This is a genomic window from Psychrobacter sp. FME13 (genome assembly GCF_014861395.1).
Classification (GTDB): Bacteria; Pseudomonadota; Gammaproteobacteria; order Pseudomonadales; family Moraxellaceae; genus Psychrobacter.
This window is the reverse complement of record NZ_RRYV01000104.1, coordinates 1-10582: the sequence shown is the minus strand read 5'-3', so window position 1 is coordinate 10582 and position 10582 is coordinate 1. Positions and strand designations below refer to the sequence as shown.

The window sequence follows — 10582 nt, the reverse complement described above, 5'->3', positions numbered from 1 at the left end:
CTTATTCTCCTGTTAGTGGATTATAAGCAGTTACACAGAGTTTGGGAAACTCCCTCCACAACAGCCCAATGATGTCGCAAACTTAGTATCATTTTTAGCATCGGAAGACTCAGATTATATCACTGGGCAAACCATTTTAACGGATGGTGGTATGGTGTTTAGATAAGATCACCAAGTGATACATGGTTGAATATCAAACCTAAGTTTAAACAATCTAAAATAATGCAGTCAAAAAGGAAAGGCCTTACATTTATTGTGAGGCCTTTTTTATCTTATTGATAACCTGAAGACATCGCCATTGACGCACTGAATAAAGTATGACTAAATAAGTGTAAAGCGAATCAACAATGCCAGTTGTACAAGGAGTGTACTATGTCTACTATGATTACCGAACGTACTTATCGAATCGCCCGTGAAAACACGCAAGCCATGATTATCGATGTACAAGAGCGACTCACCCCGCATATCTATGACCACGAAAATATTGTTAAAAAAACCGTGACGCTTATCAAAGGTCTGCAAGCGCTCAATGTCCCCATTATGCTCAATGAGCAATACAAAAAAGGCCTAGGTGAGACTTTGCCGGAGATACGTGAGGTATTAGAAGGTAATAATGCTAAAAGCTTTGAAAAAGTAACCTTTAGCGCTTGTGATAACGATGATTCATGGCATTACCTAGCGCAGCAGAATCGCAGTATTGTTTTATTATTTGGTGTAGAAACACATGTTTGCGTGTTACAGACCGCTCTTGATTTATTAGACAATGGCATGCAGCCCGTGATTATTGGAGATGCAGTTGGCTCGCGTTTTCCGTACGACAAAAAACAAGCCATTCGCCGCATTCGCCGTGCTGGTGGTGTGATTACTACTGTTGAAACCATTTTGTTTGAGCTGTGTCGCTCAAGTCGTGATCCTGCCTTTAAAACCATTAGTAACTTGATCAAGTAGCTTGTGATATGAGGTATTATTGAGCCAGTATTGAGCGGTCAGAGTTATGCAGGCCTTTATTAATAAGCATTTATTAACACGCCCTAATAAACCTCGACTAATAAGAGGTTGCAAATAGTCGTGAACGAGATAGCGCTTGATAGTATCAGCGCTATTTTTATATCTAGAGTGTGTCCTCATTTAAAAACAGTGATAAAAATAGAGTCAACGTAAGGTACCGTTTAATACCATGTATAATAGACATTATTGTGTTCAAAAGACCTTAAGCTAAAGCAACTCATAGAAAAACTAGAGAACAGTATGTCAGTAGCCACTCCAGCATCATCAATTAAGCCTCCATCATTGACTGATTCCAATCGCGCTCAGCGCATTAAGATAGATGATGTGACGCATTTTTTATTAGAGTTGGACGCCCTAAAACGCGTTAATCGTCGCAGCTATGTCACAGGTACCACTCGCTTAGAAAACTCTGCCGAGCATTCTTGGCATTTGGCTATGGCCTGCTGGTCTATCGCTGAGCAGTTTGAGCTGGATGTCAATCATGAAAAGTTATTAAAGCTGGCACTGGTACATGATTTGGGTGAGATTGATGCCGGTGATACCTTTCTTTATGCGAGCAGCCGTAGTACTGCACACGTTGAAGAGCGCGAAGGCATTGCTCGATTGCAAGCGGAGCGTGGCAATGGTATTGCAGATTTATGCGAGGTCTGGGAGGAGCAAGAAACGGGCGATAGCAAAGAGGCTCAGCTGCTAAAAGTGGTTGATCGACTGTTGCCTTTTTTACTCAATCTAAATACTGAAGGAAAAACATGGATTGAGCTAGGTGTTACGCGCTCGCAAGTGAGCGGTGCACATGATTTTATCAAAGACAGCTTCCCTAGTATTCATGACTGGTTAGCAGAAAATATTAGATACGCGACTCAGCAGGGGTGGTTGCTTGACTTGTGAATGTTCAACACGGCTTAGTTTTAAGTTTTTCTAACATATTTCTAGGTGGATGGTTGGATTGCTTAAAGATTTTACAACTTACTTATTCTTTGTACGTGTTAGTGTACTAGGATATAGTTTCAATGAAAAAGAGATGGTTAAATGAGAATGTCTGTAACTTATAAAACACTATGCAAATCACTGGTTTTAGTCAGTGCATTGGGTTTGGCGCAAATATCTCAAGCAACAACCTCCGTAAGCAGTGGTGATAAATTGGCAAATGATGCCAAAAAGCAAATCGGCGTTACCACTAGTTATGATCCTGCTTATCGTAAATTGGATTTTCCGCGTGGTGATGTACCGATAGAAACAGGTGTCTGTACGGATGTCGTCATTAGAGCTTATCGCCTGCAAAATATCGATCTACAGCAATTGGTCAATCATGACATGAAGTCCAACTGGTCAAGCTATCCAAAAAACTGGGGGTTAAAGTCGACGGACAAAAACATCGATCATCGCCGTGTACCCAATCTTGAAGCGTTTTTTGAGCGCCATGGACAGACATTATCGATTACCGATAAAGACAGTTTTCAAGCAGGAGATATCGTGTCATGGCGCTTGCCGAATGGTAATTTACCACATATAGGTATCGTCTCAGACAAATTAGCCCCCGATGGCACTCCGATGATTATTCATAATATCGGACGCGGTACACAAGAAGAAAACATCCTATTTGCTTATCCTATTCATAAGCATTTTCGATATTAAGAGACTTTTAATATTGAAAGGTTTTCGGTACTGAAGCGCTTTCGATATGAGCATGAACCATCTTAGTATCAGCTAAAGTCAGCAAAGAGCCCAGTTAGACGCAAATCATGACGTCTAACTGGGCTTTAGTTTTTGTACGAAAGGACACTTTACTTGGTATTGATATTGCCCAATAACTGTCCCATTTGCACCACACTATTGGCTTTCATACTGTCTTGCCAGTCAGCCTTTGCGGCTTTTGGCAATACGACAATCGCCGTTGAGCCTAAGTAAAAACGGCCAAGTTCATCGCCTTTCTCAAAGCTCATGTCATGCTCTGCTTCTTGAATATCCTGAGTACGGGCAATCTTGCCTGTCGCTACTGTCTCGATACCAGCGACAATCATCGCCCCAACCATCACCACAGCGGCTTTACCGTAGGCTGTATCAAATATACAAACCAAGCGCTCATTGCGCGCAAACAAGTCAGGTATGTTAGCTGCCGTGGTGGTATTGACTGAAAACAGCGTACCTGGTACGTAGCGTGTCTTGGTCAAGGTGCCCGCGAATGGCATATGGACACGATGATAATTACTAGGTGCTAGATAGACGGTCGCAAAGCTACCATCAGCAAAATAGCTACCATCTTCGCTGTCGGCGAGTAGCTGCCCGACGTCATAGTAGCGTCCTTTGGCTTGGAGCAGTTTATGGTTGTCAATCTGACCGAGTTGAGAGATGATACCATCCGCAGGGCTGACAATACCGTCAACTGTGGTGTCGATAGGGCGAACATTTTCTTTGAGCTCACGAGTAAAAAAGTCATTAAAACTTTCATAAGCGTTAAGGCTTTGGCGCTCATATTCGTCCAAGCTGACATGGTATGCCTTTGCAAAACTACGGATAAAAGCACGTTTGACGTAAGGGTGTCGACTGGCAGCCAAACGTCCAGCAACTTTACTTAGCTGTTGTTGTGGGACAAGCTGTTGCAAAGTGGTGAATAAATTCATAATGAGGTTACCAAAATAGAGTTTGATGTAATAATTAATAGGCAAGTGAGTGGCTGCATTTTACCATGGACAGCATATTATTGTATGAGCATAATCTGTAAGGAGTCAGTAAATGAAAGCACTAATACAAAGAGTAAAGGGTGCGAGTGTTACTATCGATGGACACTGTGTCGGTAATATTGAGCAAGGTGTGTTGGCATATATTGGTTTGGGTCACGATGATACGCTACAAAGTGCGCAGAAAATGATCGATAAAATTCTGACTTATCGTATCTTTGAAAATGATGAGAACCCTGCTAAATATGGTAAATTAGATAAAAACCTCCAACAAGTAGGTGGTGGGTTATTACTAGTCTCACAATTTACTCTAATGGCAAAGACAGACAAAGGGCGTCGTCCTGACTTTGGCAATGCCATGGCCCCTGATGCCGCACGAGCGTTGTTTGCACAATTGGTCGCCTATGCACAGGTGCAGCATTCTCAGGTCGCTACTGGTCAGTTTGGTGCTGATATGCAAGTATTGAGTATCAATGATGGGCCGTTGAATTTTTTATTAGAAGTAAATTAAACACTTGGATTTGATATTAAGAAAAGGCAGTTAAAACAAATGTCATTAAGCTGTCATAATTAATCCGTCTAATAGATAAAATCTGGCGAGCAACTAGCGCCTATTTTTTAGGGTAAGTTTTGTCCTCTAACGCTGAGAATACCGTATGTATAATGAGCAAATTTTAATTGTTGAAGATGAGCCTGCGATTCGTGAAATGATTGTTATGACGCTAGATATGGCAGGGTTTGATAGCTTGCAGGCAGTTGACGTATCAGAAGCGCATCAACAAGTGGTTGATCATAGACCTGCGCTTATTTTATTAGATTGGATGCTCCCTGGCGACAAAAGTGGCGTTGATTTTTGCCGTATGCTCAAAAACGACGAAATGCTTTCTGAAATCCCTGTCATTATGTTGACGGCTAAAAGTGAAGAAGATAGCAAAGTTCATGGTCTCGATGCGGGTGCTGATGACTATATGACCAAGCCATTCTCTACACGTGAGCTGATCTCTAGAATCAAAGCTGTACTACGTCGCAGTAGTGCGCTGAGTAGTGATAAGCCTATCGAAGTTGGAAAGCTAAGTTTAGACACCAAAAGCCAGCGCGTGACAGCTGCTGGTAAAGTCATCGATGTCGGCCCCACTGAGTATCGATTGCTGGCATTTTTTATGAGCCACCCAGAGCGTGCCTATACGCGGACACAGCTGCTAGATCAGGTATGGGGCGGCAATGTCTATATTGAAGATAGAACCGTTGATGTACACATTAAGCGTTTGCGCACGTTATTGCGCCCGCATCAGTGTGATACGTTGATACAAACGGTGCGTGGTACAGGCTATCGATTTTCTAGCTTTATTGAACCAACTTGATTTACGATAAAAAGTGTCATAGCAATTGCAACGTAATATAGTGAATAGTGCTAAGGATGACGGATGAGCGTGATAATGCCAATAGAAAATGAGCAACAGGGTGCGTTAGAGCCAGCCGCCCAGCAGAATGCGACAGCACAACTTAAAAAGATCAGTAGCGCCGTACAAGCGCTACGAGATGCAGTTATTTTACTGAATAATGATGATGGATTAGAGTGGTGGAATCAAGCGGCAGAAGATTTACTCCTATTACAAGCAAGGTCTAAAGGTCAAAGTATTTTTGACTTTGTGAGTGCGCCTGAGTTTCGTGAATACTATCATTCGATACCCATACCGAACGATGGTGTTCATATAGAGTCATGGCGAGATGCTAAGCGTTACCTAAAGTGCGAAATAACGCCGTTCGGTGATGAAAAACTACTCATTATTTATGATGTGACGCGCTTACAGCATTTAGAGGAAATGCGCCGCGATTTTGTGGCCAATGTCTCACATGAGCTGCGTACACCATTGACAGTGATGATGGGCTATCTAGAAAACTTCTCACATCAGCCTGATATGCCGCCACAGTGGCGACGTGGTTTTGAGCTGATGACCCAGCAGACAGCACGCATGAATAGAATCGTAAATGATTTACTGCTACTATCTCGCATCGAAATCGAAGAAACTCATGAGTTCAATTATATTAATATGACCAAGCTGCTGACGCATGTATATGATGATGCGCAAGCCTATAACCAAGCGTATGGTCATACTATTCATTTACAGATAGACACTTATGATGGGCTACAAGGCTCAGAGATGTACTTAAATAGTGCATTATCTAACTTAGTGATTAACGCTATCAAATATACGCCAAAAGGTGGTGACATATCCATCAGCTGGACGAAGACGTCAGAGGGCTGTAAGTTTGCTGTTGAAGATAATGGTATTGGTATTGCCCCTGAGCATATCGCACGTTTGACAGAGCGTTTTTATCGCATTGATAAAGGGCGTAGTCGTGCGACTGGTGGCACAGGACTGGGCTTGGCAATTGTAAAACATGTGTTGTATCAACATGAGGCCAATTTGCAAATTGACTCGGTAGAAGGCGTTGGTTCGACATTTAGCATGGTGTTTCCAGCCACTTACGTTAGATCTGCACCCTAAACAGACCTTACTTTTTTTGCAACAGTGGGTATGGGTTAACGGCACTACCGTTAATATAGATGCCGTAATGAAGGTGGGGTGGTGTACCTTTGGCATTGCCACTATCGCCTACATAACCAATCGTATCGCCAACGTCTACCCAGTTGTCAGGAGCGATATCAGCATAGTCTTCTAAATGCGCATAGTAATGCCCTGCGCCGCCAGGCCCAACGACTACCACCACACGGCCGCCCAAATTATTCTCACCGACTTTACGGACGATGCCTTGCGTTGCTGACTGTATCGGAGTGCCGCGCGCTGCAAAAATATCAATACCCTCATGAGAGCGACCTTGACTGCGTGCTGCACCCCAAGTATCGGTTAGGTTTTGTCCTGGTAGTGGGTTCGGCAGGCTGTCTTCTGTAGGTAGCTCTTGTTGTAATAAACTGAGCTGTTGCCACTTGGCGACCACGAATGACTGTGTCTGTTGACTAATGCTGGGCAACAGCTTATCAAAGACAAATAGTAGCACGATTAACACAGCTGCCTTAATCAGTACGCTTAGTACGTGACCGAAAAATGAAGGCGTTGGTGGCTGCTCTCGTTTATCTGCTAGCATTGAGCTCTCTTAAGTGTCTTGTGATGTTTAACTTTTATTATAGAAGTCTTGTCACTTAAGGTCTGTATCGCATTGTTATCTATCATATTGTTATCTATGGCTTTTAACCCCATAAATATAGGACGTTATGAGTAAGGTCTGTTGAATATTTAGATACTGGGGCAGTTATTGATGGTGAATATGTTATGAGCGAGAATTCTGATAATAATGATGTCTCTGCTGGGGTTGAAACGGCGCTTATTATTGATACTGAAACGGATCAAGGTCGTGACCCAAGACCTATACAAGTAGCAACCATCAATGTGGCTACTGGGTTTGAGTGGATGCAGTACTTTAATAGTGGTCGCTCTATATCGCCCGTTGTTATCAAAGTTCATGGCATCACCGATGCCGATGTGGCCGGCTATGAGCGCTTTGATTTGGATAAGTTTGAGTTGCCGGCATATTTGATCGGTCATAATGTACGTTTCGATTGGCGAGTGATTGGTCAGCCATCTGCCAAGCTTATTTGTACTGTGCGGCTGGCACGGGTAGCCTTTCCTGAATGGCGCGCTTATGGGCAGTCCAAATGTATCGAGCAGTTATTGGGCAAAGGCGAGGCGAGCAGTATGACGATTGCCGCTCACGATGCGCTAGGTGATGTACGCATGTGTTTTTTGCTTTATAAAGCGTGCTGCAAGCGCTTAGAGATTGAGCCGACGGATTTTGCATTGGCACATGCTATTTCGAACAAAGCGACTCCTGTGAGCAAGATGCCATTTGGTAAGCATAAGGGCAAGCCAATTAAAGATGTACCTATCAGCTATGTTAAATGGATGATAGGCAACATTCACAACATACAGCCGTCTCTACATTCTGCACTGATTAAGCGTATTAATGCCGACACTCTAGCAAAAGAAAAAGTGAGCGCTAAATAAGATAGGCAGGCTATTTTACGTGTTGATAAATCGTTGTCACTACCCAAACACATCAGCTATGTTAAGATAAAAGCGCGATTATATAACAAGGTATTGCTCTGATCTCATACCTTGCGATAACGAAAACTATATACATAAAAACAAGTGAAAATTCATGTGTTGTCACTATTAAGGATGTTCTATGCAAATGAAAATTAACAACGATACTTATGAAGTCATTACCAGCCAAGATATTAGCAATATAGAAAAAGCAGTAGATAAATCAACGTTAACGATGCCATTGGTGGCCGTATATTGTGGATCGCGTTTGGGAAACAGCGACGTCTATGAAAAAGCGGCTCGTGAACTGGGTTTGGCACTGGCAAATAATGGCATGGGTTTGGTTTATGGTGGCGCGAGTATCGGGCTGATGGGTGCTGTTGCGGATGAAGTTGTCAAAGGGGATGCGCAAGCCGTTGGTGTGATTCCAACTTTTATGCTGAAGCACGAAATTGCTCATAATCAGTTAACACGTTTGCACCTGACAGATACCATGCACACCCGTAAAACAGTAATGGCAGAATATGCTGATGCTTTTATTACCTTACCGGGCGGCTTAGGTACATTAGAAGAAATCATGGAAATTGCAACGTGGCGACAGCTATATCAGCATGAAAAACCAATGATTATCCTGAATATTAATGGTTTCTATGATCGTATGATTGAGCACTTGAAATACACCACTGAGCAAGGTTTTATGAAGCAGCAAGATCTTGAGCGTTTGGTTGTATGTAATACTATTGATGACGCCATTGATCTACTTAAGACAGTGGTCACCATAGATTCTGCCGTCGATACAGAAAAGATGGTTGGTAACTAATAGATAAGGTCTCTACTATTTATAACCGTATTCTGAAATGAAAATCATGTGTTTTATAATGTATTGAACCCTATAAGGTATTGATTTTATTTTTTATAAAAAAGAGAGCATAGCTGATAGTTAGCTATCCTCTCTTTTTTTTCTTCAATTTTGGGACAGGTTTTGATTCAGACTATCATTAAAAGCAGTCGATCATAGACCTTACAAATCATAAAAGCCATTTATCATCGACAAGCGATTAACGTTCAGCCAGGTCTTAAGCTGATTCTGGAATACTATGATTGACACCAGCCATCGGTGACGGAAACCCACGTTGTTCAGCCAGTACATGGGCGACTTTATCAATCGCTGAGCTATCGTTTTGTGTCAAGTAAGGCCAATTATGAGTATAACGATTTTGGTTTTCTTTTGTGTCACGCTCAATCAAACCAAGCTCAACCAGCTCATCGACAACTTGATCTGCCGCAATCAAAGTCGATGACGCTTTGACATTCTCAGCACGTGCATAACGTATATTGGAGTATAAACTTACATCCGCAACACGTAGCGTATCGTCTTTCCCAGGTATCTGCTGTCCGCCATATAGCGCATTACCCACCGTACGCGCGCTGTGAAATGTCGGTACGAATTCGGCAACATAGTCGATAGCTTGCTGACTACGCGCTTGTAATGGTGCTTTGTCCCAGCCGTCTTCAATATAGTGTACGTATTGGGGTGGCAATTCGGGTTGCGCGCTGTCTTTGCTAGAGGCGACCAATCCATCATCAAACAGCGTGATAAATTTACTCATGCCGTGTATTTGAAAATAGCCACCCGGATAAGGTGTGAGCTGGGCCATACCCTCTGGTGTACCGCGACTACCATAGACGATAATCTCTGGGATTTGTCCGCCAGTATTGTCCCAATGCGTGATATAAGAAGATTTGAATTCAACCATGCGAGTTACTTTTACACCGACCATATCATCGATTATGCCAGTGCGAAAGCCGCAAGCATTGATTAAGTAATCGACTTCGATAGATTTGGTAGCGGAGTCACATTTCATGTTGGGTTTGTCATGAGATGCTTGCTGATAGTCGATACGCCATTTGGTGACATGGTGGTCTGCATTTGAGCAGTTTTCACAGTCGACAGGCATGACTTGCTGCACTTCAGTGTCAGTAAAGACATGGGCATGCGCATAGCTTTCTAACGCCAGTTGCGCAGAGGCGGCTAGTCGAAAAATATTCCAACCATACTCTTGTACAACAATCAGCGGATATTTAACTTTATTAAGGTCTAGATACTTAGCAACTGGTATCATCCACTCATCAACGGTAGTCGGTACAGCGACTTGCTCACGCTCAGAAAGCTCAATCAGCTGCTCGTGGCTATAGAGCTGATAGTAGTTCTCTGGCTCACCCAATACTTTATTACTGACGTCTTGAGCGATAAGCTCACGGTATGTATCTGTTAATATATCGAGGCGTGGCAGTAAATCTTCAGGCAAACCTTCATCGCGAGTTGGCACTGCAAATACCGTTGGACGGACATCAATGGTATGAGGATACAATCGCAAAATATCGATACATTGTTTGAGCAGTGTGACACAGTCTTCATCAGGAATTTCACGATACAAATTGCCACCTGCATGTAAATGGCACATCGGAGGGCCGTCAATTAGTGACTTGTTTTTTTCAAAAACATAAGTTTCTAGTCCTAATGCTGCAAGGCGAATAGCGATCGTTGCTCCTGCCGTCCCACCACCAAGAATACCAACGCGTTTGGCAGAATGCATTTGATTGTCAGTCATAGATTGAGTCATTGTTATTATCGTATCCTTAATATCATTTATAGCAGATCGTGATCGATATATTTATTGAATTTTTTGTACCTTAAATAACTTATAACTGTTGATATGCGTGCGAATTTTTTAAGTTCAATATACATATTAAGTAGTAATGGTGATATTTACTATGGCTCTGTTTTAATAGTGTGTTGATATAACTTATTGATAAATGATATAATGACTC

11 protein-coding genes and 1 pseudogene are annotated in these 10582 nt (G+C 42.5%); 9 read left to right on the top strand and 3 right to left on the bottom strand.

Annotated elements, in window-relative coordinates; genetic code table 11:
• Positions 1–58: 58 nt before the first annotated feature.
• From EI164_RS11445 to EI164_RS11430, 4 genes and pseudogenes are all read left to right on the top strand, one after another.
• Positions 59–166, top strand: a pseudogene (locus EI164_RS11445) (SDR family oxidoreductase); the annotation flags it as partial.
• Positions 167–372: 206 nt separating this feature from the next.
• Positions 373–948, top strand: coding sequence for an isochorismatase family protein (locus EI164_RS11440; RefSeq protein ID WP_192520088.1), 576 nt, complete (start codon positions 373–375; stop codon positions 946–948).
• A 300-nt stretch (positions 949–1248) separates the two neighbouring features.
• Positions 1249–1896 carry an HD domain-containing protein gene (locus EI164_RS11435; protein WP_192520087.1) on the top strand — a complete coding sequence of 216 codons (648 nt, stop codon included), beginning with the start codon at positions 1249–1251 and terminating at the stop codon, positions 1894–1896.
• Positions 1897–2043: 147 nt separating this feature from the next.
• Positions 2044–2643 (top strand): DUF1287 domain-containing protein, encoded by a 600-nt coding sequence (locus EI164_RS11430; protein ID WP_192520090.1) that lies wholly within the window; start codon positions 2044–2046, stop codon positions 2641–2643.
• Positions 2644–2792: 149 nt separating this feature from the next.
• Here the strand turns inward: EI164_RS11430 and asd are convergent, their stop codons facing one another.
• Positions 2793–3629, bottom strand: a complete 837-nt coding sequence (gene asd / locus EI164_RS11425) for an archaetidylserine decarboxylase (RefSeq protein WP_192520086.1) — start codon at positions 3627–3629, stop codon at positions 2793–2795.
• Positions 3630–3741: 112 nt separating this feature from the next.
• On the opposite strand from asd, the gene dtd reads away from it, so the two are divergent.
• From dtd to phoR, 3 genes are all read left to right on the top strand, one after another.
• A complete protein-coding gene (gene dtd, locus EI164_RS11420) occupies positions 3742–4197 on the top strand; it encodes a D-aminoacyl-tRNA deacylase (protein WP_192520085.1) in 456 nt (151 codons plus the stop codon).
• 145 nt (positions 4198–4342) lie between these two features.
• The gene (gene phoB / locus EI164_RS11415) at positions 4343–5047 is read left to right on the top strand and encodes a phosphate regulon transcriptional regulator PhoB (RefSeq protein WP_192520084.1); all 705 of its coding nucleotides are present in this window, start codon (positions 4343–4345) and stop codon (positions 5045–5047) included.
• Between the two features lie 63 nt (positions 5048–5110).
• Positions 5111–6196 carry a phosphate regulon sensor histidine kinase PhoR gene (gene phoR / locus EI164_RS11410; RefSeq protein WP_225739251.1) on the top strand — a complete coding sequence of 362 codons (1086 nt, stop codon included), beginning with the start codon at positions 5111–5113 and terminating at the stop codon, positions 6194–6196.
• Positions 6197–6203: 7 nt separating this feature from the next.
• Here phoR and EI164_RS11405 read toward each other — a convergent pair whose 3' ends face one another.
• Positions 6204–6794: a M23 family metallopeptidase gene (locus EI164_RS11405; RefSeq protein ID WP_192520083.1), complete on the bottom strand. Its 591-nt coding sequence runs from the start codon at positions 6792–6794 to the stop codon at positions 6204–6206.
• Between the two features lie 185 nt (positions 6795–6979).
• Here EI164_RS11405 and EI164_RS11400 point away from each other — a divergent pair, with 185 nt between their 5' ends.
• Entirely contained in the window at positions 6980–7711 is a 732-nt protein-coding gene (locus tag EI164_RS11400) for a putative quorum-sensing-regulated virulence factor (RefSeq protein WP_192520082.1), read from the top strand.
• Positions 7712–7892: 181 nt separating this feature from the next.
• Positions 7893–8570, top strand: coding sequence for a TIGR00730 family Rossman fold protein (locus tag EI164_RS11395; protein WP_192520081.1), 678 nt, complete (start codon positions 7893–7895; stop codon positions 8568–8570).
• Positions 8571–8826: 256 nt separating this feature from the next.
• On the opposite strand, the gene EI164_RS11390 is transcribed toward EI164_RS11395, so the two are convergent.
• Entirely contained in the window at positions 8827–10374 is a 1548-nt protein-coding gene (locus tag EI164_RS11390; RefSeq protein WP_192520080.1) for an FAD-dependent oxidoreductase, read from the bottom strand.
• Positions 10375–10582 lie beyond the last annotated feature (208 nt).

Excerpts from the sequence above, each read along its gene's own strand:
- EI164_RS11430 (WP_192520090.1), top strand. The coding sequence starts at position 2,044 with ATGTCTGTAACTTATAAAACACTATGCAAATCACTGGTTTTAGTCAGT.
- asd (WP_192520086.1), bottom strand. The coding sequence starts at position 3,629 with ATGAATTTATTCACCACTTTGCAACAGCTTGTCCCACAACAACAGCTA.
- dtd (WP_192520085.1), top strand. The coding sequence starts at position 3,742 with ATGAAAGCACTAATACAAAGAGTAAAGGGTGCGAGTGTTACTATCGAT.
- EI164_RS11405 (WP_192520083.1), bottom strand. The coding sequence starts at position 6,794 with ATGCTAGCAGATAAACGAGAGCAGCCACCAACGCCTTCATTTTTCGGT.
- phoB (WP_192520084.1), top strand. The coding sequence starts at position 4,343 with ATGTATAATGAGCAAATTTTAATTGTTGAAGATGAGCCTGCGATTCGT.
- EI164_RS11400 (WP_192520082.1), top strand. The coding sequence starts at position 6,980 with ATGAGCGAGAATTCTGATAATAATGATGTCTCTGCTGGGGTTGAAACG.
- EI164_RS11395 (WP_192520081.1), top strand. The coding sequence starts at position 7,893 with ATGCAAATGAAAATTAACAACGATACTTATGAAGTCATTACCAGCCAA.
- EI164_RS11390 (WP_192520080.1), bottom strand. The coding sequence starts at position 10,374 with ATGACTCAATCTATGACTGACAATCAAATGCATTCTGCCAAACGCGTT.
- phoR (WP_225739251.1), top strand. The coding sequence starts at position 5,111 with ATGAGCGTGATAATGCCAATAGAAAATGAGCAACAGGGTGCGTTAGAG.
- EI164_RS11435 (WP_192520087.1), top strand. The coding sequence starts at position 1,249 with ATGTCAGTAGCCACTCCAGCATCATCAATTAAGCCTCCATCATTGACT.
- EI164_RS11440 (WP_192520088.1), top strand. The coding sequence starts at position 373 with ATGTCTACTATGATTACCGAACGTACTTATCGAATCGCCCGTGAAAAC.